The organism is Streptomyces sp. NBC_01445 (assembly GCF_035918235.1).
Taxonomy (GTDB): domain Bacteria; phylum Actinomycetota; class Actinomycetes; order Streptomycetales; family Streptomycetaceae; genus Streptomyces.
Genome location: NZ_CP109485.1, coordinates 8,058,809 through 8,081,309, shown reverse-complemented (window position 1 = coordinate 8,081,309; position 22,501 = coordinate 8,058,809). Strand labels below are relative to the sequence as shown.

Annotated in this window: 20 protein-coding genes; 3 read left to right on the top strand and 17 right to left on the bottom strand. The window is 70.4% G+C overall.

Annotation, left to right across the window (positions count from 1 at the left end; genetic code table 11):
* Position 1: 1 nt before the first annotated feature.
* The 12 genes from efp to OG574_RS36745 all read right to left on the bottom strand — a co-directional run bounded on the left by efp (position 2) and on the right by OG574_RS36745 (position 12,426).
* Positions 2-568 (bottom strand): elongation factor P, encoded by a 567-nt coding sequence (efp, locus tag OG574_RS36800; RefSeq protein ID WP_100597415.1) that lies wholly within the window; start codon positions 566-568, stop codon positions 2-4.
* A 50-nt stretch (positions 569-618) separates the two neighbouring features.
* Positions 619-1,737 (bottom strand): aminopeptidase P family protein, encoded by a 1,119-nt coding sequence (locus tag OG574_RS36795; protein WP_326776723.1) that lies wholly within the window; start codon positions 1,735-1,737, stop codon positions 619-621.
* Positions 1,738-1,831: 94 nt separating this feature from the next.
* Entirely contained in the window at positions 1,832-2,779 is a 948-nt protein-coding gene (locus OG574_RS36790; protein ID WP_326776722.1) for a Pro-rich N-terminal domain-containing protein, read from the bottom strand.
* 123 nt (positions 2,780-2,902) lie between these two features.
* Positions 2,903-3,997 carry a 3-dehydroquinate synthase gene (aroB, locus tag OG574_RS36785; protein WP_326776721.1) on the bottom strand — a complete coding sequence of 365 codons (1,095 nt, stop codon included), beginning with the start codon at positions 3,995-3,997 and terminating at the stop codon, positions 2,903-2,905.
* Positions 3,994-4,509: a shikimate kinase gene (locus OG574_RS36780; protein ID WP_326776720.1), complete on the bottom strand. Its 516-nt coding sequence runs from the start codon at positions 4,507-4,509 to the stop codon at positions 3,994-3,996. The genes aroB and OG574_RS36780 overlap by 4 nt, the downstream gene beginning before the upstream one ends.
* Positions 4,506-5,690: a chorismate synthase gene (gene aroC / locus OG574_RS36775; RefSeq protein WP_326776719.1), complete on the bottom strand. Its 1,185-nt coding sequence runs from the start codon at positions 5,688-5,690 to the stop codon at positions 4,506-4,508. Before aroC ends, OG574_RS36780 begins: the two co-directional genes overlap by 4 nt.
* Before the next feature lie 144 nt (positions 5,691-5,834).
* Positions 5,835-6,659, bottom strand: coding sequence for a shikimate dehydrogenase (locus OG574_RS36770; RefSeq protein ID WP_326776718.1), 825 nt, complete (start codon positions 6,657-6,659; stop codon positions 5,835-5,837).
* Positions 6,659-8,347: an endolytic transglycosylase MltG gene (gene mltG, locus OG574_RS36765; protein WP_326776717.1), complete on the bottom strand. Its 1,689-nt coding sequence runs from the start codon at positions 8,345-8,347 to the stop codon at positions 6,659-6,661. Before mltG ends, OG574_RS36770 begins: the two co-directional genes overlap by 1 nt.
* A 123-nt stretch (positions 8,348-8,470) precedes the next feature.
* Positions 8,471-8,935 carry a Holliday junction resolvase RuvX gene (gene ruvX / locus OG574_RS36760; RefSeq protein ID WP_326776716.1) on the bottom strand — a complete coding sequence of 155 codons (465 nt, stop codon included), beginning with the start codon at positions 8,933-8,935 and terminating at the stop codon, positions 8,471-8,473.
* On the bottom strand, positions 8,935-11,604 hold the full coding sequence (alaS, locus tag OG574_RS36755; protein ID WP_326776715.1) for an alanine--tRNA ligase: 2,670 nt from the start codon (positions 11,602-11,604) through the stop codon (positions 8,935-8,937). The genes ruvX and alaS overlap by 1 nt, the downstream gene beginning before the upstream one ends.
* A complete protein-coding gene (locus tag OG574_RS36750) occupies positions 11,604-11,948 on the bottom strand; it encodes a DUF6167 family protein (RefSeq protein WP_326776714.1) in 345 nt (114 codons plus the stop codon). The genes alaS and OG574_RS36750 overlap by 1 nt, the downstream gene beginning before the upstream one ends.
* 7 nt (positions 11,949-11,955) lie before the next feature.
* Entirely contained in the window at positions 11,956-12,426 is a 471-nt protein-coding gene (locus OG574_RS36745) for a DUF948 domain-containing protein (protein WP_326776713.1), read from the bottom strand.
* A gap of 147 nt (positions 12,427-12,573) precedes the next feature.
* Here OG574_RS36745 and OG574_RS36740 point away from each other — a divergent pair, with 147 nt between their 5' ends.
* On the top strand, positions 12,574-14,778 hold the full coding sequence (locus tag OG574_RS36740; protein ID WP_326778740.1) for an ATP-binding protein: 2,205 nt from the start codon (positions 12,574-12,576) through the stop codon (positions 14,776-14,778).
* A gap of 30 nt (positions 14,779-14,808) precedes the next feature.
* On the opposite strand, the gene rpsD is transcribed toward OG574_RS36740, so the two are convergent.
* The 5 genes from rpsD to OG574_RS36715 all read right to left on the bottom strand — a co-directional run bounded on the left by rpsD (position 14,809) and on the right by OG574_RS36715 (position 20,079).
* The gene (rpsD, locus tag OG574_RS36735) at positions 14,809-15,423 is read right to left on the bottom strand and encodes a 30S ribosomal protein S4 (RefSeq protein ID WP_100597404.1); all 615 of its coding nucleotides are present in this window, start codon (positions 15,421-15,423) and stop codon (positions 14,809-14,811) included.
* A 368-nt stretch (positions 15,424-15,791) separates the two neighbouring features.
* Entirely contained in the window at positions 15,792-17,162 is a 1,371-nt protein-coding gene (locus OG574_RS36730; protein ID WP_326776712.1) for a replication-associated recombination protein A, read from the bottom strand.
* A gap of 69 nt (positions 17,163-17,231) precedes the next feature.
* Entirely contained in the window at positions 17,232-17,876 is a 645-nt protein-coding gene (locus OG574_RS36725) for a vitamin K epoxide reductase family protein (protein WP_326776711.1), read from the bottom strand.
* Positions 17,877-18,093: 217 nt separating this feature from the next.
* Positions 18,094-19,356, bottom strand: a complete 1,263-nt coding sequence (hisS, locus tag OG574_RS36720; RefSeq protein ID WP_326776710.1) for a histidine--tRNA ligase — start codon at positions 19,354-19,356, stop codon at positions 18,094-18,096.
* Between the two features lie 12 nt (positions 19,357-19,368).
* Positions 19,369-20,079, bottom strand: coding sequence for an MBL fold metallo-hydrolase (locus OG574_RS36715; protein WP_326776709.1), 711 nt, complete (start codon positions 20,077-20,079; stop codon positions 19,369-19,371).
* A 216-nt stretch (positions 20,080-20,295) separates the two neighbouring features.
* On the opposite strand from OG574_RS36715, the gene OG574_RS36710 reads away from it, so the two are divergent.
* Positions 20,296-21,108 carry a peptidylprolyl isomerase gene (locus OG574_RS36710; protein ID WP_100596990.1) on the top strand — a complete coding sequence of 271 codons (813 nt, stop codon included), beginning with the start codon at positions 20,296-20,298 and terminating at the stop codon, positions 21,106-21,108.
* Positions 21,109-21,242: 134 nt separating this feature from the next.
* Positions 21,243-22,475, top strand: coding sequence for a DUF349 domain-containing protein (locus tag OG574_RS36705; RefSeq protein WP_326776708.1), 1,233 nt, complete (start codon positions 21,243-21,245; stop codon positions 22,473-22,475).
* Positions 22,476-22,501: the final 26 nt, after the last annotated feature.

The following is a 22,501-nucleotide window of genomic DNA, read 5'->3' as shown; positions in this document are numbered from 1 at the left end:
GTTAGCTGTTCACCCGGCCGAGGTAGTCGCTCGTGCGGGTGTCGACCTTGATCTTCTCGCCGGTCGTGATGAAGAGCGGCACCTGGATCTGGTGGCCGGTCTCCAGCGTGGCGGGCTTGGTGCCACCGGTGGAGCGGTCGCCCTGGACGCCCGGCTCGGTCTCCTGGACGACGAGCTCGACGGCGGCCGGCAGCTCGACGAAGAGCACCTCGCCCTCGTGCTGCGCGACGGAGGCGTTGAAGCCCTCGATCAGGAAGTTGGCGGCGTCACCGACAGACTTGCGGTCGACCATGAGCTGGTCGTACGTCTGCATGTCCATGAAGACGAAGTACTCGCCGTCCATGTACGAGAACTGCATGTCGCGCTTGTCGATCGTGGCCGTCTCGACCTTGACGCCGGCGTTGAAGGTCTTGTCGACGACCTTCCCGGAGAGCACGTTCTTGAGCTTGGTGCGCACAAAGGCAGGGCCCTTGCCGGGCTTGACGTGCTGGAACTCGACGACGGACCAGAGCTGGCCCCCGTCGAGCTTGAGCACCAGGCCGTTCTTGAGGTCGTTCGTGGAAGCCACGGTTGCGGAATCTCCTGGACTGACGATGGACGACCCCGGGCGCGCGCGCCTTACAGCGCGAGCAGCTCCTTGGTCGTAATGGTGAGTAGCTCGGGTCCGCCGTCCGCCTCGGGGCGCACGACGAGCGTGTCATCGATCCGGACACCGCCCCGGCCCGGGAGGTGGACCCCCGGTTCGACGGTGACCGGCACACAAAGGTCCAGTTTACCCATGGCCGCGGGGGCCAACTGCGGCTCCTCGTCGATTTCGAGTCCGACACCGTGTCCGGTGAGCTGTGAGAGGCCGTCCGCGTACCCCGCGGAGTCCAGTACGTGGCGTGCCGCGCGGTCCACCTCGCGGCACTCGGCGCCGGGTGCGAGGCTCTCCCGGCCGGCTCTCTGGGCTGCGAAGACCAGGTCGTACAGGTCGATCTGCCAGTCCGCGGGCGAGGTGCCGATGACGAACGTACGGCCGATCTCGCAGCGGTAGCCGCGGTAGGCGGCGCCGAGGCAGACCGAGAGGAAGTCGCCCTCCTCCACGCGGCGATCGGTGGGGCGGTGGGCGCCGCGGCCCGAGTTCGGCCCGGTGCCGACCGAGGTCGGGAAGGCGGGGCCGTCGGCGCCGTGGTCGACGAGACGGCGCTCCAGCTCCAGGGCGAGGTGGCGTTCGGTGCGGCCGACGAGGATCGATTCGAGCAGTTCACCGAGGGCCTGGTCGGCGATCTCGGCGGCGATGCGCAGACAGGAGATCTCGTCCTCGTCCTTGACGAGCCGCAGCTGCTCCACGGCGCTGCCCAGGTCGCCGAGGCGCAGCCGGGGCGCCACGGAGCCGAGCGCCCGGTGCCTGGCCACGGTCAGATGGTGCTCCTCGACGGCGAGCGAATCCGCCCCGAGGGTCAGCGCGACGTCGGCGGCGGCGACGGCGGGGTCCCCGCCGGGCGCATCGAGCACTTGGATCCGCAGCAACTCGTCGGGCCGCCCGTCGGCGGGCTGGTCGCTGGGGGGCACCCGGCACATCAGGACGTCACCTTCGGCGCCGGGGCCCTTGCCCAGCAGAAGTACGGCACCGTGGGGTGCCGCACCCGCGAGATAGCGAACGTTGGCGGGGCGCGAGACAAGGGCGGCGGCACTGCCGCCCGCCGCAGCGCGCTCCCTCAGCCGGTCCCTACGGGCCGCGTACACCTCTGACATGAATCGAGCGTACGAGTGACAGAGGCGCGCGGCCCGGCCAGCGCGTCCGGACGGGCGGCGAGGTGGCCCCCTCCAGGGCGCTCTGCGCGGCCCGCTACCACTGGGGCGGGCTCGCGATCGAGCGGGCGAGGACGTCGTCGAGGACGCGGGCCGTGGTGGGCACGTCCATCTGGGAGTTGTCGATGATGGGCAGACCCGAGCCGTACCAGCCGGCCATGCGGCCGTGGATGCGGGCGACTTCCTCGTCCGTGAGGCGGCGGTTCCCGCTGCGCTCCGCGTTGCGCTCGAGGACGATCTCCAGGCCGGGGAGCAGCACCACGGGCAGCAGGCCGGGGCCCACGTGCCGCTTCCAGCCGCCGAGGCCCACGACCGGACGGTCCGGGAAGACGGCGTCGTCGAGGATGCAGGAGATGCCGTTGGCCAGGAAGTTGCGCGCGGCGAAGCCACAGGTGCGGCGGGCGAGGCGGTACTGGGCCTCGGAGTGGTCGTTCCACCCCGACTGCGGGTCGGCGAATCCGGAGCGCACCCACTCGCGTACGTCGTCGAGGCTGATGTGAGCCGTGGGGACGCGGCGCTGGTCCGCCCAGTACTTGGCGACGCTCGTCTTGCCCGCGCCGGCGGGGCCGATGAGCAGGACGGCGAGCGTCGTGGCGGTGGCGTCGGCGGTGCCCGCGGCGGGCGGTGGGCTCGGCATGGCGACGGGGCCGCCGGGCGGGAGCTGCACATGGCCCGTGGTGTCCCGTGAGGGGGGCTGCGGGGACTGCTGGGGCGCGTGCTGAGGGACGACGCCCGGGTGCGGGGGCTGGCCCTGCGGCGGCTGGGTGTGCGGGGCCTGGGGGTGCGGCGCGGGTTGGTGCGGGGCGGGCGCCGGGGCGTTCGGTGCCGGGCCCGAGGGGCCGGGTGGGCCGGCGAAGCCGGGTGCAGGCGGTGGCGGACCCGCCGGTCCGGGGCCCGGGTGATGCCCGGCCTGGGACCAGCCGGCGGCCGGTCCGTGCCCCGGCTGAGGGGGCGGCGGCAGCGGCGAACCCACTCCGTGCTGCATCCGGTGCGACTCCGTCTCGTACAGGCAACTGGCGCCAGCGAACAAGGCGCTACCGAACGGTACCTTCCCCGGCCGCCGTTGTGTGAACGGCCGGGGAGGTCGCGAAGTGCCCGAAGACGGGAGCTATTCGGCCACTTCGCCGTACGCCGCGAGGAGCACGGCCGGGTCGGGTCCTTCGAGGACCGTCGGCTTGGCGAGGCCGTCGAGGACGATGAACCGCAGCAGGTTGCCGCGGGACTTCTTGTCGACCTTCATGTTCTCCAGGAGCTTGGGCCACTGGTCGTAGCGGTAGCTCAGGGGCAGCCCGACGGACTCGAGGACGGTGCGGTGCCGGTCGGCGGTCGCGTCGTCCAGGCGTCCGGCGAGACGGCCGAGTTCGGCGGCGAAGTGCATGCCGACGGAAACGGCGGCGCCGTGCCGCCACTTGTACCGCTCGTTCTTCTCGATGGCGTGCGCGAGGGTGTGCCCGTAGTTGAGGATCTCGCGCAGGCCCGACTCCTTGAGGTCGCCGGAGACGACCTCGGCCTTGACCTTGATGGAGCGCTCGATGAGCTCGGCGGTGCGCGGGCCCTGCGGGGAGCGCGCCGCCTCGGGGTCGGACTCGATCAGGTCGAGGATCGCCGGGTCGGCGATGAAGCCGGCCTTGATGATCTCCGCGAGCCCGGACACGAAGTCGTTGACCGGCAGCGAGTCGAGGGCCGCGAGGTCGCAGAGCACGCCGGCCGGCGGGTGGAAGGACCCCACGAGGTTCTTGCCCTCGGCGGTGTTGATCCCGGTCTTGCCGCCGACGGCCGCGTCCACCATGCCGAGCACCGTGGTCGGCACGGCGATCCAGCGCACCCCGCGCAGCCACGTCGCGGCCACGAACCCGGCGAGGTCCGTGGTGGCGCCGCCGCCCACGCCGACGATGACGTCGGTGCGGGTGAAGCCGGACTGGCCGAGGGCCTTCCAGCAGTAGGCGGCGACCTCTGCGGTCTTGGCCTCCTCGGCGTTGGGCACCTGGATGGCGACGACCTCGAAGCCCTGGTCGGCGAGGTCGCCGCGCAGCGCTTCACCGGTCTCGGCGAGCGCCTCCGGGTGGATGATCGCGACGCGCTGGGCGGAGTCGCCGATCAGGCCGCCGAGTTCGCCGAGGAGCTGACGTCCGACGAGGACCTCGTACGGGTCGGTACCGGCCGTGCCGCCGACCTGGATCCGGGTCACCTGCTGCTCGGTCATGCCTTCTTCAACTCCAGGGCGTCGAGGACCGCGCGGGCGACCTCTTCGGGGGTGCGGTCGTCGGTGGGTACGACGACGCGGGCGACTTCGGTGTACAGGTGGCGGCGGGCCTCCATCAGCTCGCGCCACTGGCGGCGCGGGTTGACGGCGAGCAGCGGACGGGCGGTGTTGAGGCCGGTCCGCTTGACCGCCTCCTCGACGTCCATCGACAGATAGACGACGGGGAGCGGGGCCAGCAGCGCGCGTGTCGACTCGTCGAGGATCGCTCCGCCGCCGAGCGCGAGCACACCGGTGTGCCCGGCGACGGCCTCGCGCACGGCCTGCCGTTCGAGTGCGCGGAAGTGGGGCTCGCCCTCGTCCACGAAGATGTCCGCGATGGGGCGGCCCTGGGCGGCCACGATGTCCGCGTCGGTGTCCCGGTAGGGGCAGCCGAGCCACTCGGCGAGCAGCTCCCCCACCGTGGACTTGCCGACGCCCATCGGGCCGACGAGTACGACCAGCGGGCCGGTCACCGGATCTGGAGGTGGTCGAGGTACGACTGCACGTTGCGCCGGGTCTCGGGGACGCTGTCGCCGCCGAACTTCTCCGCGACGGCGTCGGCGAGCACGAGCGCGACCATGGCCTCGGCGACGATGCCGGCGGCCGGGACCGCGCACACGTCGGAGCGCTGGTGGTGGGCCTTCGCGGCCTCGCCGGTCGCCACGTCGATGGTGGCGAGCGCGCGCGGGACCGTCGCGATCGGCTTCATCGCGGCGCGCACACGCAGCAGTTCACCGGTGGTGAGGCCGCCCTCGGTGCCGCCGGAGCGGCCCGACGTGCGCTTGATGCCGTCGGGCGTCGTCACGATCTCGTCGTGCGCCTTCGAGCCGGGCACGCGGGCGAGCTCGAAGCCGTCGCCGACCTCGACGCCCTTGATGGCCTGGATACCCATGAGGGCCGCCGCGAGGCGGGCGTCCAGACGCCGGTCCCAGTGCACGTGCGAGCCGAGGCCCACCGGCACGCCGTAGGCGAGGACCTCGACGACACCGCCGAGGGTGTCGCCGTCCTTGTGGGCCTGGTCGATCTCCGCGACCATCGCCTTCGACGCGTCCGCGTCCAGGCAGCGCACCGGGTCGGCGTCGAGCTTGTCGACATCGGCCGGGGTCGGGTAGACGCCGTAGGGGGCCTTGGCGCTCGCCAGCTCGGTGACGTGGCTGACGATCTCGATGCCGGCCGTCTCCTTGAGGTAGGAGCGGGCGATGGCGCCGAGCGCGACGCGGGCCGCCGTCTCACGGGCGGAGGCCCGCTCCAGGATCGGCCGGGCCTCGTCGAAGCCGTACTTCTGCATGCCGGCGAGGTCGGCGTGACCCGGGCGGGGCCGGGTCAGCGGCGCGTTGCGCGCCAGATCGGCGAGGATCTCGGGGTCGACCGGGTCGGCCGACATGACCTGCTCCCACTTGGGCCACTCGGTGTTGCCCACCATGACCGCGACCGGCGAACCCATGGTCAGGCCGTGGCGCACGCCGCCGAGGAAGGTCACCTCGTCGCGCTCGAACTTCATCCGCGCGCCGCGTCCATAGCCGAGCCGCCGCCGGGCCAGGTGGTCCGCCACCATCTCCGTGGTGATCGGCACGCCGGCGGGAAGTCCCTCCAGCGTCGCGACAAGTGCGGGTCCGTGGGACTCCCCAGCGGTCAGCCAGCGCAACCTGCTCAACGGTGCTCCTCTTGCTCGCGCCTCGAACTGCGATGGCGCGGCCGGGTGCGCGGCCCTGGCCCGCCACCCCCGATCCTCCCACGTCCGCACACCCGACCCGGCCCCCGGTCCATCAGACGGACGCCGGGACGGACACGGTCCGGGTCAGCCGGCGAGCGCCCGCTCCCCCGCCCGGCGCATCGCACCGAGCGGCGCCGGGGCGCGCCCCGTCATCTGCTCGACCTGGAGGACGGCCTGGTGCACCAGCAGGTCGAGCCCGCTGACGACCGCTCCGCCGTACCCGGACCAGCGGGCCGCGAGCTGTGTCGGCCAGGGGTCGTACACGACGTCGAAGAGGGTACCGGGCCGCTCGGGGATGTCGGCGGCGAGGGCGTCCGTGGTTCCGGCGGGCGTCGTGGCGACGACCAGCGGCGCGGTGAAGGCACGCGCCGCGTCCGACCACTTCCCGATCTTCACGTCCACGTCGAGCCGCTCGCCCCACTCCCGCATCTCGGCGGCGCGGGCGTCGCTGCGTACGTACGCGACGATCTCGCCGGCGCAGATCCGCGACAGGGCGGCGAGCGCGGAGGAGGCGGTGGCGCCCGCACCCAGGATCGCGGCGGACTCGACCTTGTCGATGCCGCGCTCGGCGAGGGCGGCGACCATGCCGGGGATGTCGGTGTTGTCGCCGACCTTGTGCCCGTCATCGGTGAGGACGACGGTGTTGACGGCCTCGACGGAGGCGGCCGTGTCACTGATCGTGTCGAGCAGCGGGATCACGGCGCGCTTCAGCGGCATGGTCAGCGAGAGGCCCGCCCACTCGGGCCCGAGCCCGGCCAGGAAGTCGGGCAGGGCCACCTCGTCGACCTCGAAGCGGTCGTAGGACCAGTCCGTCAGGCCCAATTCCTCGTAGGCGGCACGGTGCAGCACCGGGGACAGGGAGTGCGCGATGGGCGACCCGAGTACGGCCGCCCTTCTGATTGCTGACATCAGTTCTTCCTCGACGCGTTCCACTTGTCGACCAGCTTCTGGTGTTCCTCGTTCGTCTTGGTGAACTCGCTGGTCTTGCCGTCCATCGAGATGAAGTAGTACCAGCCGTCGCTGGTCGGGTCGGTGGCGCCCTTCAGAGCTTCCTCACCCGGGTTTCCGATCGGCCCCGGCGGCAGGCCCTTGTAGTAGTACGTGTTGTAGCGGTTGTCGTACTTACGCAGCGCGGTGAGACTCAGGTCGATCTTGCTCTGGTTCTTGACGTAGTTGTACGTGGAGTCGAACTCCAGCATTCCGTTCGTCTGCGCGTTGCCGGGCTTGAGGCGGTTGTAGACGACCTCGGCCATCTTGCGGAAGTCGTCGTGGCTCGTGCCCTCGGCCTGGGCGAGGCTCGCCACCGTGATCAGCTGCCACGGGCTGTCGAGGCCAAGGCTCTTGGCCTTCTTCTCGACGCCGTAGGACTCGTACGTCTCGGTCGCCCGCGACACCATCTGCTTGAGGACCGTCTCGGGCTTTCCGCCCTTGGCGACGCCGTAGCTGGACGGGTAGAGGAACCCTTCCAGCGGGTCCTTCACATTCGGCTCGTTCATGGCCCAGGAGGGCAGACCGAGCTTCTTGTAGTCCTTCTTCGCGACCTTTTGCGTGGTCCCCTTGGCGATACCGAGCCGCTTGTCGATCTGCTCGTAGACCCACACGTTACGGCGGCCCTCGGCGATGATCAGGTTGTTCCGGCTGCTCGGGCTGAGCATCATCTCGACCGCGCTTTGGGCCGACATTTCCTTCTCGAGCGTATATCCGCCGTCCTGAATGGACTTGCCCCGCGGATTCTGCTCCTGCGCCGCAACGAAGGCGTCCACACTCTTGATGACGCCCGCGTCCTTCAGGCGCTGGCCGATGACATAGCCGCCCGCACCCTTGGGAATGTCCACGGAAACGGGTTCGCCGTTTCCGGACCCCGCGTAATCCGGCGCCGATCCGAAACGGTCCTGATAGAACTGATAGCCGAAATAGCCGACACCGCCGACGCCGCCCGCGAAGATCACAGTGAGGACCAGGCAGGCGCATCCGCTGCGCCGCTTCTTCGGCTTCTTGCCGCCGCGGCCGCGGCGGCTGCCCCGGTCACTCGGGTCGTCGTAGTCGTCGCCGTCGTCATCGCCGCCACCGGCGAAGAACGCGTGCTCACCCTGGTCGGGGCCCGGGTCCCAGTTCGTCTCCGGCTCCGCGGCGGCCCCGCGCCGGCCGGGCGGCTCCGGCGGCGGGTACGCGTCGGGGGTGCCGTAGAGATCCGGCTGCTCACCGCCGTACGCGACAGGCTGCTGCTGACCGCCGTACGGGTCCACCGGGTCGGCGTTGTACGGGACATGGCCGTGCTGACCGGTGTCCCAGCCGCCACCCTGCTGCTGGCCGCCGTACTGCTGACCGCCACCCTGAGGCTGACCGCCGTACTGCTGGCCGCCCCCGTACTGCTGCTGGCCGTACTGGTCGTGCTGACCGGTGCCCCACTCGCCGCCGTACTGCTGCGGCTGCTGCTGGGCCTGAGGATGCTGTTGCGGCTGCTGAGGGTGGTACTGCCCCTGGCCGCCGTAGGCAGGCTGGCCGTCGGCGGCCTGCTGCCCCCACCCCTGGTCCCCGTACAACGGGTCCTCGGGGTGCCACGGTTCGGAGCCCGGGCCCCGGCCATACTCAGTCATCGATCCCCTACAAGCCGCGAGGCGGCGGCCGCGTCTGGGTGGCAGGGCAACCGTTCCGCCTCTTGATGCTGTGCGGCAGCTGTTCGAACGCCGCCGGTCGCGCGGAACGTTACCGTATCGCGATCAGATGACCACTTCGACGCCCTCGCCCGGAGCTTTACCTGACGCCCGTTCGGACTCCAGTGCCTGTTGGAGGATGACGACGGCGGCCGCCTGGTCGATGACAGACCGGCCCTTTTTGGACTTCACGCCCGAGGCGCGCAGCCCCTGACTGGCCGTCACTGTGGTCATCCTCTCGTCCACGAGCCGCACGCCGACGGGGGCGATCCCGGCGGCCAGCTCCTGGGTGAACGCGCGGACCTTGGCCGCGGCCGGACCCTCGCCCCCCTTGAGGGAGCGAGGGAGTCCGACGACGACCTCGATCGGCTCGTACTCCTCCACGAGTTGCCGGAGCCGCCGGTGGGCGGCCGGGACATCGCGTCCCGGCACGGTCTCCACCGGCGTGGCGAGGATCCCGTCGGGGTCGCACGAGGCGACCCCGATCCGGGCGTCCCCGACGTCGATCGCGAGCCGGCGGCCGCGTCGCATCAGGCGGTTTCCGCGACGAGTCGCTCGACCGCGGCCACGGCGTCACCGATGGCGGCCGGGTTCTGGCCGCCGCCCTGGGCGACGTCCGGCTTGCCGCCACCGCCGCCGCCGAGGGTCTTGGCGGCCGTGCGGACCAGGTCGCCGGCCTTCAGACCGCGCTCACGGGCGGCCTCGTTCGTGGCGATGACCGTCAGCGGCTTGCCGTTGACCGTCGTGAACAGGGCCACCACGACCGGGCGTCCGCCCTGGATACGGCCGCGCACGTCGAGGACCAGCTTGCGCAGGTCGTCGGCGCCGGTGCCGTCCGGGACCTGGCCTGTGACGAGCGCGATCCCGTGTACGTCGGTGGCGCCGGCGGCGAGACCGGCAGCGGCCTGGAGGACCTTCTCCGCGCGGAACTTCTCGATCTCCTTCTCGGCGTCCTTCAGCTTGCCGAGCATCGTGGAGACCTTCTCCGGCAGCTCCTCCGAGCGGCCCTTGAGCAGCTCGGTCAGCTGGTTGACGACCGTGTGCTCGCGGGCGAGGAAGTTGTACGCGTCGACACCCACGAGGGCCTCGATGCGGCGGACGCCCGAGCCGATGGACGACTCGCCGAGCAGCTTCACCAGGCCGAGCTGGGCGGTGTTGTGCACGTGCGTGCCGCCGCACAGCTCCTTGGAGAAGTCGCCGATGGTGACGACGCGGACACGCTCGCCGTACTTCTCGCCGAACTCGGCGATGGCGCCCTGCTTCTTGGCGTCGTCGATGCTCATGACCTCGGCCATGACGTCCAGCTCGCGGGAGAGCACTTCGTTGATCTTCTGCTCGACGTCCGTCATCACGGCCGTGGGCACGGCGGACGGGGAGCCGAAGTCGAAGCGGAAGCGGCCCGGCTGGTTCTCGGAACCGGCCTGGGCGGCCGTCGGGCCGAGGGCATCGCGCAGCGCCTGGTGCGTGAGGTGCGTGGCGGAGTGGGCGCGGGCGATGGAGCGGCGGCGCGTGATGTCGATGACGGCCTGGGCCGGGGCGCCGACGGTGACCTGGCCGACCTGGACGACACCCTTGTGGACGTAGACACCCGGGACGGGCTTCTGGCAGTCGCGGATCTCGATCACCGCGCCGTTGTCCAGCTTGATGCGGCCGGTGTCGCCGATCTGGCCGCCGCCCTCGGCGTAGAACGGGGTGCGGTCGAGGACGACCTCGACCTCGTCGCCCTCGGAGGCGGCCGGGGAGGAGACGCCGTTGACCAGCAGGCCGACGATCGTGGACTCGCCCTCGGTCGACGTGTAGCCGATGAAGTCGGTGGCGCCGGCTGCGTCCGCGATCTCGCGGTAGACGCCGACGTTGGCGTGGCCGGTCTTCTTGGCCTGGGCGTCGGCCTTGGCGCGCTCCCGCTGCTCCTTCATCAGGCGCCGGAAGCCGTCCTCGTCCACGGACAGGCCCTGCTCGGCGGCCATCTCCAGGGTGAGGTCGATCGGGAAGCCCCAGGTGTCGTGGAGCAGGAACGCCTTGTCGCCGGCGAGGACCGTGCCGCCCGCGGCCTTGGTGTCGGTGACGGCGGTGTCGAGGATGTTCGTGCCGCCCTTGAGGGCCTTGAGGAAGGCGGCCTCTTCGGCGAGGGCGACGGTCTCGATGCGCTTGCGGTCGGTGATGAGCTCCGGGTACTGCTGGCCCATCGTGTCGATCACGACGTCGGCGAGATCCTTGACGACCGGACCGGTGGCACCCATGAGGCGCATGTTGCGGATGGCGCGGCGCATGATGCGGCGCAGGACGTAGCCACGGCCCTCGTTGCCGGGGGTGACGCCGTCCCCGATGAGCATCACGGAGGTGCGCATGTGGTCGGCGACCACACGCATCGACACGTCGGTGTCGTGCTTCTCGCCGTACCGGACGCCGGTGAGTTCGGTGGCCTTGTCCATGACGACGCGCAGGGTGTCCGTCTCGTACATGTTCTGTACGTCCTGCAGGATCATGGCGAGGCGCTCGAGGCCGAGACCGGTGTCGATGTTCTGCGACGGCAGGTCGCCGAGGATCTCGAAGTCCTCCTTGCCGATGCCGGCGCCGCGCTCGTACTGCATGAAGACCAGGTTCCAGATCTCCACGTACCGCTCGTCGTTGACGGCCGGGCCGCCCTCGACACCGAACTCGGGGCCGCGGTCGTAGTTGATCTCGGAACACGGGCCGCAGGGGCCGGGGACGCCCATGGACCAGAAGTTGTCCTTCTTGCCCAGGCGCTGGATGCGCTCCTTGGGAACGCCGACGACGTCGTGCCAGATGCGCTCGGCCTCGTCGTCATCGAGGTAGACCGTGATCCAGAGCTTCTCCGGGTCGAGGCCGTAACCACCGTCCGCCACGGAGCTGGTGAGCAGCTCCCACGCGTACTTGATGGCGCCTTCCTTGAAGTAGTCGCCGAAGGAGAAGTTGCCGCACATCTGGAAGAACGTGCCGTGGCGGGTCGTCTTGCCGACCTCTTCGATGTCCGGTGTGCGCACGCACTTCTGCACCGATGTGGCGCGCGGGGCGGGCGGCTTGACCTCGCCGAGGAAGTACGGCTTGAACGGGACCATGCCGGCGGGGACGAGCAGCAGAGTCGGGTCGTCCGCGATGAGCGACGCCGAGGGCACGACCTTGTGGCCACGCTCCTCGAAGAAGCTCAGCCAGCGGCGGCGGATTTCAGCCGACTCCATCAGTGGTCCTCATTCCGGTTGTACGAGTACGTCGTGTTCTCGAGGTACTTGGGGTTGTTCTTCACGTGGTTCTCGATGCCGGCGAAGCGGCGCTGCGCGGGGAGTTCGGCGTCCACGGGGGCGTTGAGACCCAGTGCGTCGTCGAGTTCGGCCTCACGCTCGGCCATGCCGTCGCGGACGTCGAGGGCGAAGTCCTTGAGGCGGTGGCCCGCCTCGATCGCCTTGTTCGCGGCCTGTGCGGCGAGGCTCTCCGGCGTCAGCTTCTTCAGCTTGCGGTTGACCTTGGTGGTGGCCCATACGCCGGCGGCTGCGCCCGCGGTGAACCAGAACGTACGGCGGAACATCGCTGCGTCAGTCCCTCTTGTTCGGGTTGTCCCGCGTGGCTCGCTTGCTGCGCCGCGCCGACGGGACGGTGCGGCCCACGATCACGGTGCGGCGGGACGGCTTGGCGGGCGCTTCGGCTGCGGAGGCACCCGTGGACTTGCGGCCGATCGCCCGGCGCACGCCGTAGCCGAAGGCGGCCACCTTGACGAGCGGGCCACCGAAGGTGGAGGCGACGGTGGAGGAAAGCGCCGACGCGTTCGACGTGACCTCCTGGACGTCCGACGCGATGGCGTCGACCCGGTCGATCTGCGTCTGTGCGGAACGCACGGCCGCGGAGGCGTCGGCAAGCAGCGGGACCGCCTGCTCGGTCACATCCGCCACGAGCTTGGTGGTCGCCCTGAGCGTCTGGGCCAGCCTCGCCAGAGCCACCGCGAGGAAGGAGACCAGGATCGCCCAGAAGACGGCCACCAGGATCCCGGCCACCTCTCCACCGGACACTTAGCACCGCTTCCTGAACATCGAAAAGTCGTCTCCTGAGCCTATCGCGCCGGGGTCCGCGCTCCGTACCGGATTACCCCTCGCCGCGGGCGGAGTTGCGCGTACCGATTGTACGGACTGCATACGCACGAGTACGCTCCGTGCTTGATGCGACGCGAACTGCGCCCTGCCGACAGGCCGGAGGGTTCGACCCCGCCCGGCAACCTCCCCCTCGAGCTCAACCGCTTCGTCGGTCGGGCCGATGAACTCGCGGAGCTCACGCGAACTTTTGAGGCGGCTCACCTGGTCACCGTGACCGGCGCCGGCGGCGTCGGCAAGTCCCGCTTCGCGGCGAGAGCGGCGGCCGTGGCCGCTGGGCGCCTGGGCTGCGACGCGGTCCGGCGGGTGGACCTCGCCACGGTGCGCGAGCCGAATCTGGTCGAGTACGCGCTTGCCGCGGCCCTCGAACTGACCGACCACACGAGCCGTCCGCAGCGCGAGGTCCTTCTCGACCACCTCGGACAGCGTCAACTCCTGCTTGTCATCGACGGGTTCGAGCATCTCGTCGGCGCGTGCGCCTCGCTCGTGACCGAACTGCTCGGTGCGGCACCGGATCTACGGATCCTCGCGGTGGGGCGCAGGCCCCTGTCCGTAGAAGGGGAACGGATCTTCCCACTGGCGCCGCTCGGCACGGCGGACGCGGCGGAGCTCTTCGCCGACCGGGCCGCCGCGCTGCTGCCGGGCTTCGCCCTGGACGACGGGAACCGGACGGAGGTCGTCGAGGTGTGCCGGCGACTCGACTGTCTGCCGCTCGCGGTGGAACTGGCGGCGGGGCGACTGCGGGCACTGTCGCCCGCGGACCTGCTCGGCCGGCTCGACGACCGGTTCAGGCTGCTCACGGGCGGCACGCGCGGGGCGCTGCCGCGGCATCAGACGCTGCGGACGGCGATCGGCTGGAGCCATGAGCTGTGCACGGCGCAGGAGCGGCTGCTGTGGGCGCGGCTCTCGGTGTTCTCCGGGCAGTTCGACCTGGACGCGGCGGAGTACATCTGCAGCGGGGACGGGCTGCACGCCGAAGCGGTCCTCGATGTGCTCTCCGAGCTGATCGCGCAGTCCGTGGTGATCCGCGAGGAGGCGGGCTCCGTGGTGCGCTACCGACTGCTCGACACGGTCAGGGCGTACGGCGCGGACTGGCTGGAGGTGTCGGGCGACACCGCGCGCATGCGGCGCAGGCACCGCGACTGGTACATGGGCCTCGCCACGTGGTGCGAGCTGGACTGGTTCTCGCCGCGGCAGGCGCAGGTGGCGGCGCAGATCGGGGCGGAGCTGCCGAATCTGCGCGCCGCGCTGGAGTTCTGTCTGACGGAGCCGGGCGAGACGCACCTGGGGCAGTACCTCGCGGGCACGCTGTGGTTCTTCTGGGCGGGCTGCGGCCGCCTGTCGGAGGGGCGGCACTGGCTGGAGCGCAGCGTGGGGCTCGACGCCGAGAGTGAGGACGGCGACTACTCCCGGTCCCGGCTGAAGGCGCTGTGGGTGCTCGGCTATGTGGCGATCCTCCAGGGCGACACGGTGCCCGCGCTGGCCGCACTCCAGGAGTGCCGCGACGAGGCGGAACGTATGGGCGACGCCACGGCGGTCGCGTACGCGGAGCACCGCAGGGGCTGCCTGGCGCTGGTCACGGACGATCTGCCGCGCGCCGAGGAACTGCTGCGGACGGCCCTCGCCGGCTATCGGGAGATCGGTGAGCTGAACAGCAGCGTGCTGATGGGCCAGGTCGAGCTGGCGATGGCCGTGGCGTTCCGGGGAGATCTCGCCGCGGCGGTCGAGCTGTGCGAGGACGTGCGGCTGATCTGCGAGGACCACGGCGAGCGGTGGACGCTGGCATACGCGCTGTATGTCCTGGCGTACGCGGAGTGGACCAAGGGCGATCTGGTGCGGGCGCGGCAGCTGCTGCGCGAGTGCCTCGTCATCGGTGACACGTTCGACGACCTGCTGGGCACGGTCCTGACGATCGAGCTGCTGGCGCTCGTCACCGTGACGGAGGGGGACGCGGGTGAGGCGGCGCTGCTCCAGGGCGCCGCGGGCAGGATCTGGCCGTCCGTGGGGCTGCCGCTGTTCGGTTCGGCGCACTACAACGCGCCGCACGAGCGGTGTGCGTCGGACGCCCGGGCCATCCTCGGCGACGCGCGGTTCGAGTCGTTCGTGGCGGCCGGGGCGCGCCTGGAGCCCGGGGAGGCCGTTCAGCGGGCGCTCGGACGGGACGCCGCATCGCGGCCGGCGGTGGTGCCGGGGCCCCGTACCGCGCATCCGGCCCCGGAAACGCGCGAACCCGCCGCCTCCCCGACCGTGCAGGGCGGGGAGACGACGGGCTGAAACGCAGGAAGTGCTACGTCCGCCGGATGATCAGCGGGCGTAGTACTCGACGACGAGCTGCTCGTCGCAGATCACGGGGATTTCCTTGCGGTTCGGGTCACGGTCCAGACGGAAGGCCAGGGCCTTCAGGTTGACCTGGAGGTAACGCGGGATCTCGCCGTCGGGGGCGAAGCCACCCTCACGCGCGACCTGGAACAGCGGCTTCTCGCGGCTGCGCTCGCGGACCATCACGACGTCGTCGGGACGGACACGGTACGACGGCTTGTCGACCTTGCCACCGTTGACCTCGATGTGGCCGTGAACGACCATCTGGCGGGCCTGGTAGATCGTGCGGGCGATGCCCGAACGCAGAACCAGGGCGTCGAGACGACGCTCCAGCTCGATGACCAGGGCCTCACCGGTCTTGAGCTGCGTCTTGGCGGCACGCTCGTAGGCGCGGACGAGCTGGCGCTCGGACACGTCGTACTGCGCACGCAGACGCTGCTTCTCCAGCAGACGGACCTTGTAGTCCGAGTTCTGCTTGCGGCCGCGGCCGTGCTCGCCCGGCGGGTAGGGGCGGGCCTCGAAGTACTTGACGGCCTTCGGGGTCAGCGCGATACCGAGGGCACGCGACTTCTTGACCTTGGGGCGGGACTGGTTCGTCATGAACCAAACACCTCATTGTTCTGTGTGGATACGGCTTCACCAGGGTTAAGGGAGGTCGCATCCGCAGCCGGGGAAACCCGCCTTGTCCTTGCGGACGGGGCAGGCAGCCGCTCCCTGGTCTGGGCACATACGTGCAGCACGCGAGTGGCCCACCGACCGCTTCCCGGAAGCCCGGGATGGTGGTGGGCTGCCCGCGACACCTATTCGACGGTGCGCGACGCTCCTGGATCCCCAATGCCTTGCGGCGTCGGGGTTCCGGCTGCATGTCCCGCTCTGGTGGTGCCGGCCGGGGCCGGACGCGAGACGCAGCGCTTCCGAGAGTTTACAGGGTGGCGAGGAGTGCAGCGGACCGGGGTCACGCGGGGGTGTCAGCTGCCCGCCGCGCCCGGCTGCTCGCCGGTGAGGCGCTCACGGACGCGCTCGGCCACGTCCGCGTACCGGGCCTCCGCCCCGTACCGGGTGGGTTGGTAGTAGCGCTTTCCCTTGACCGCGTCCGGCGCGTACTGCTGGGCGGCGATGCCTCCGGGGACGTCGTGCGGATACACGTATCCCTGGGCGTGGCCGAGCTTGGCCGCGCCCTTGTAGTGGCCGTCGCGCAGATGGGGCGGGACGGGGCCCGCGAGGCCCTTGCGGACGTCTTCCATGGCGGCGCCGATCGCCGTCGTCGCGGAGTTCGACTTCGGCGCCAGGGCCAGAGCGATCGTCGCGTGGCTGAGGGTGAGCGCCGCCTCGGGGAAGCCGATCATCGCGACGGCCTGGGCTGCCGCGACGGCCGTGGGCAGCGCCGTCGGGTCGGCGAGGCCGATGTCCTCGCTCGCGGAGATCATCAGGCGGCGGGCGATGAAACGGGGGTCCTCACCCGCCTCGATCATGCGGGCCAGATAGTGCAGGGCGGCGTCCACGTCAGAGCCGCGGATGGACTTGATCAGGGCGCTCGCGACGTCGTAGTGCTGGTCGCCGTCCCGGTCGTACTTGACCGCGGCGCGGTCGACGGACTCCTCCAGGGTCTGGAGGGTGATCTCCTTCTCCTGCTTGGCGAGGGCCGAACCCGCGCCCGCCTCAAGTGCGGTGAGAGCCCGGCGCGCGTCGCCGCCCGCGATGCGCAGCAGGTGACCCTCGGCCTCATCGGGGAGCGTGACCGCGCCGCCGAGACCGCGCTCCTCGGTGAGTGCCCGCCGGAGCAGTGCGCGCAGGTCGTCGTCCGTGAGGGATTCGAGGGTGAGGAGCAGGGAGCGGGACAGGAGCGGCGAGATGATCGAGAAGTACGGGTTCTCGGTCGTCGCCGCGATGAGCGTGACCCAGCGGTTCTCGACGGCCGGCAGGAGGGAGTCCTGCTGGGCCTTGCTGAAGCGGTGGATCTCGTCGAGGAAGAGGACGGTCTCCTTGCCGTGGCCGCCGAGCGCCCTGCGGGCGCCGTCGATGACGGCCCGCACTTCCTTGACGCCCGCGGTGATCGCGGAGAGCTCCACGAAGCGCTTGTTCGTCGCCTTGGAGACGACGTACGCGAGGGTCGTCTTGCCGATGCCGGGCGGGCCCCAGAGGATCACCGACGAAGGCCCGGCGGGGCCGCCGCCGCTCTCCCCCACGAGGCGGCGCAGGGGTGAGCCCGGCTTCAGCAGATGCTGCTGGCCGACGACTTCGTCGAGGGTGCGCGGGCGCATCCGGACGGCCAGGGGGCTGCTGGACGGGTCCTTTTCCTGGCGGTCTTCGGCTGCGGCGGTGAACAGGTCGGGCTCCACGTCGAAAACCCTATGTCACCCCACTGACAATCCCGCCCGGCCCCGTGAAGCAGGGACCCCGGCCGCGGCTCAGCTGGTCCAGAAGTCCCACCAGCGGGTCAGGATCAGCATCCCGATGATCCCGACGTGCAGCACGGGAAGAACCCACGTGAACTCGCCGAAGAACGACCGCAGCCACGACGGCGCGGGCAGGAACCCGTTGCGCACGTTGAACGACGTCACGTACCAGAACATGACGATCGTGGCGACCCACGCCAAAGAGCACCACAGGCACAGCGAGTTGATCCGGTACAGCGACTGGAACTGCAGCCATGTGCAGAACCCGACCCCGAACAGCGTGCCCGCGTTGAACGTCAGCCAGTACCAGCGCGGGAAGCTCGCCCGCCCCAGCAGGCTCATCCCCACACAGATCACGACCGCGTAGGCCGCGAGCCCCAGCATCGGGTTCGGGAACCCGAACACCGACGCCTGCTCGCTCTTCATGATGTTCCCGCACGACACGACCGGGTTCAGACTGCAGCCCGGCGTGAAGTTCGGGTCCTCGAGCAGCTTGAACTTGTCGATCGTGATGACCCACGCCGCGAGCAGCCCCGCCGCACCGGTGATCACCAGAAGCAGCGCGAAACCCAGGGAACCCCCGGCACTGCGGGGAGCGCCCGCTCCGTCGCCGCCGGTGGAAGAGGCGCTGTCGCTTGCCGTGGTCGTCTTGCTCATCACGCCGTTCCGTCGCTTGAGGTGGTGGCCTGCTGGCAGCCTCATTCTGCCGCACGCTCCTGTGTGTCCACCGTTCGATGGACATAAGCAAGTACGGCCGACGGTCCCGAAGCGTTCGCTCCGACGGGGCGCTCCCTGACATGACGACACACGGCACGAACAGACAAGGAGCGGGGCACGCGCGTGCCCCGCTCCTTCGCCTGCTCCTGAGGCCCGGCTACGCCAGCTTGCCCTTCAGGACAGCCACGATCTCCTCGACCGCCACCGCGTCCTGCTCGCCCGACTCCATGTCCTTGAGCTGGACGACGCCGTCGGCGAGGTCGCGTTCGCCGGCGACGATGGTGAAGCGGGCGCCGCTGCGGTTCGCGTTCTTCATCGCGCCCTTGAGGCCCTTGCCGCCGTACGAGAAGTCGGCGGAGACGCCGGCCCGGCGCAGCTCCGTGACCTTCGAGAAGAGGACGCGGCGCGCCTCGTCGCCGAGCGGCACCGCGAACACGCTGGTGGTGGAGGGGAGTTCGAGCTCCACGCCCTCCGCCTCCAGCGCCAGGACCGTGCGGTCGACGCCGAGCGCCCAGCCGACGGACGGCAGCGACGGGCCGCCGATCATCTCGGACAGGCCGTCGTAGCGGCCGCCGCCGCCCACCGCGGACTGCGAGCCGAGACCGTCGTGGACGAACTCGAACGTGGTGCGCGTGTAGTAGTCGAGCCCGCGGACCAGCTTCTCGTCGTCCTCGTAGGCGACGCCCTCGGCGGTCAGGAGTTCACGGACCTGCTCGTGGTACGCCTTGCAGCCGTCGCACAGGTAGTCGCGCAGCGAGGGCGCGCCGACGAGCTGCTTCTGGACGTCGGGGCGCTTGTCGTCGAGGACGCGCAGCGGGTTGATCTCGGCGCGGCGCAGGGTGTCCTCGTCGAGGTCGAGGCCGCGCAGGAAGTCCTGGAGCGCCGCGCGGTAGACGGGCCGGCACTCGTTGTCGCCGAGCGAGTTCAGCAGGATGCGGAAGTCGCGCAGCCCGAGCGAGCGGTACGCCTGGTCGGCCAGGATGATCAGCTCGGCGTCGAGCGCCGGGTCCTCCGCGCCGATCGCCTCGGCGCCGACCTGCGAGAAGTGCCTGTAACGGCCCTTCTGGGGGCGCTCATAGCGGTAGTACGAGCCCGAGTACCAGAGCTTGACCGGGAGGTTGCCGGCCTTGTGGAGGTTGGCCTCCAGGGCGGCGCGCAGCACGGACGCGGTGCCTTCGGGGCGCAGGGCGAGCTTGTCACCGCCCTTGGTCTCGAAGGCGTACATCTCCTTGGTGACGATGTCGGTGGACTCACCGACACCACGCGCGAACAGCTCGACGTTTTCGAAGCCGGGCGTCTCGACGTAGCCGTAGCCGGAGTTCCTCAGCGGGGTGGAAATGGCGTCGCGCACCGCGAGGTACGTCGCGGAGTCGGGGGGAAGCAGGTCGTACGTGCCCTTGGGGGCCTGAAAGGTGCTCACGGAAGTCTCTCGTCACATTCCTCGTCGGGGAGCCTCGAAGGAGGTTCCCTGGCCGGCGGCCACCTGCCGCAGATACGGGTTGGTGGCGCGTTCCTGGCCGATGGTCGTCTGGGAGCCGTGCCCGGAGAGCACCACGGTCCGGTCGTCGAGCGGCAGGCACACGCGTGCCAGCGATTCGAGCATGTCGTCCATGGAGCCACCGGGCAGATCGGTGCGTCCGATGGAGCCGGCGAAGAGCAGATCCCCGGAGAAGAACACGGACGGGATGTCCGCGCTCTCGGGCATCGTGAAGGCCACCGACCCCTTGGTATGACCCGGCGCGTGCGCCACGGTCAGGTCGAGACCCGCCAGCTTCAGTTCGGCGCCGTCGCTCAGCTCCCGCACGTCGTCGGGCTCCCCCACGGTCAGCTCACCCATCAGCGGCATGCCGATGGAGCGGCCGAGCGCCTTCTCCGGATCGCTCATCATGTAGCGGTCGGAGGGGTGGATCCACGCCGGGACGTCATGGGCCCCGCACACGGGGACGACGGAGGCGACGTGGTCGATGTGGCCATGCGTGAGGATGACGGCGACCGGCTTGAGCCGATGCTTCTTGAGCGCGTCCTCGACTCCCTGGGTGGCCTGGTGGCCGGGGTCGATGATCACGCACTCCTCACCCGCGGCGGGGGCAACCAGGTAACAGTTGGTGCCCCAGGCCCCGGCGGGGAACCCGGCAATCAGCACGATCGTCCTTCGTATGTCGTCCGGCGGAAGTGTGTCCGCAGAAGAATGCGGCAGATCAGAGCCTACCGGCGCTGCCGATTCCACAGCTAACCCATATACGGTACGGGGCACACAGCAGGCGGTCGTAACAGGTCCAGTTCAGACCCGGTTCGTCCCGTTCGAATCACTTCGGATCGGTTCGGAATCAGGTCTCGCGACGTACGAGGAGTAGACCCGGTGGTCAGCAACGATCAGCGGCGGCGGCAGCTCGCCCGGGAGAAGTTCTTGCGGCAGCAGCAGCGGCGGGAGTCGGCGCGGCGCAGGGCGCGCACACGCAACACGGTGATCGCGTCGGCGTTGGCCGTGGTCGTGGTGGCGGGCGCCGGCGCGTTCGCCGCCGGGGCCTTCGACGGCAAGGACAAGAAGGACTCCGCGGCCTCCAAGCCGAGCGCGAGCCCCTCCAAGGCCGCCGACCCGTGCGAGAAGCCCGCCGCGGGCAAGGTGAAGCCGCTCAGCTGGAAGAAGGAGCCGGCGCTCACCATCGACAAGTCGGCCGGCTACACGATGAACCTCGCGACGACGTGCGGCGACATCGGCATCGGCCTCAAGGCGAAGGAGGCTCCGCACACGGTCAACTCCTTCGACTTCCTCGCCGGCAAGGGCTTCTTCGACCACACGAAGTGCCACCGGCTCACCACCAACGGGATCTACGTCCTGCAGTGCGGCGACCCGAAGGGCACCGGCGCGGGCGGCCCGGGCTACACGATCCCGGACGAGAACCTGAAGGACAAAAGCCTGAAGGGGAACGTGTATCCGGCGGGCACGATCGCGATGGCGAACACGGGCCAGAAGCACACCGGCGGCAGCCAGTTCTTCCTCGTGTACCAGGACAGTCAGTTGCCGCCGAGCTACACACCGTTCGGGACCATTTCCGATTCCGGCATGAAGGTGCTCAAGAAGATCGCCGCCGCAGGTGAGAGCACCGGGCAGGGTGACGGCGCCCCGAACGCCACCGTCGTGATCGACAAGGCGACCGTGAAGAAATCCTGACCGCCGGCGGTGAAATTTCGGTCGCGCGGGATGCGGACAGCCGCCCCGCCGGTCGCCTATGTTGGCCGTGACGAAACTGTGGACGATGCCCGGGGGCCCAAGGCGCCCCGCAGGCATCATGTGGAGGAGGCGCTGTGAGCAGCGACCCGTGGGGCCGCGTCGATGAGACGGGGACCGTGTACGTGCGTTCGGCCGACGGCAGCGAGCGTGAAGTCGGTTCGTGGCAGGCAGGTTCTCCCGACGAGGCCCTCGCCTACTTCAAGCGCAAGTACGACGGCCTGGTCGTCGAGATCGGGCTCCTCGAGCGCCGGGTGCAGACGACCGACCTGTCGGCGAAGGACGCCACGACCGCCATCGAGCACCTGCGCGAGCAGGTGACCGATGCGCACGCCGTCGGCGATCTGGAGGCTCTGGGCAAGCGCCTGGACAAGCTCGTCGAGACCGTCGACGCGCGCCGCGAGGAGCGCAAGGTCCAGAAGGCGAAGCAGTCCGACGAGGCGCGGCACGCCAAGGAGGCCCTGGTCACCGAGGCCGAGGAGCTGGCCCAGAGCGAGCAGTGGCGCGCGGCCGGCGAGCGGCTGCGGGCGCTGGTGGACACCTGGAAGGGTCTGCCGCGTCTGGACCGCAAGTCGGACGACGAGCTGTGGCACCGCTTCTCGCACGCGCGCTCGGCGTTCTCGAAGCGCCGCAAGGCGCACTTCGCCTCGCTGGACGCGCAGCGCGAGGATGCCCGTCAGGCCAAGGAGAAGCTGGTCGCCGAGGCCGAGTCGCTGTCGGGCTCGACGGACTGGGGGACCACGGCCGCCCGGTACCGCGAGCTGATGACGGACTGGAAGGCCGCGGGCCGCGCCCAGCGCGAGCACGAGGACGACCTGTGGAACCGCTTCCGCGGCGCCCAGGACGTGTTCTTCGCGGCGCGCAGCTCGGTCTTCGCCGAGCGGGACGCCGAGCAGGGCGAGAACCTCAAGCTCAAGGAGGAGCTCGCCGACGAGGCCGAGAAGCTCCTGCCGATCGGGGACCTGAAGACGGCCCGCGCCGCCTTCCGCTCGATCAACGAGCGCTGGGAGGCCATCGGCCACGTGCCGCGCGACGCGCGTCCGAAGGTCGAGGGCCGGATGCACGCCGTGGAGCGGGCACTTCAGGAGTCCGAGGAGACCGAGTGGCGCCGGACGAACCCGGAGGCACGCGCGCGTGCCGAGGGGCTCACCGGTCAGCTCCAGGCCGCGGTCGACAAGCTGCGGGGCCAGATCGACACGGCCCGCGCGCAGGGCAACAACGCGAAGGCCGACAAGCTGGAGCGTGAGCTCGACGGCCGTCAGGCGCTGCTCGACCAGGCGCTCAAGGGCCTGCACGAGTTCGGCGGCTGAGCAGTCATCGCATGATGGGAAGGGCC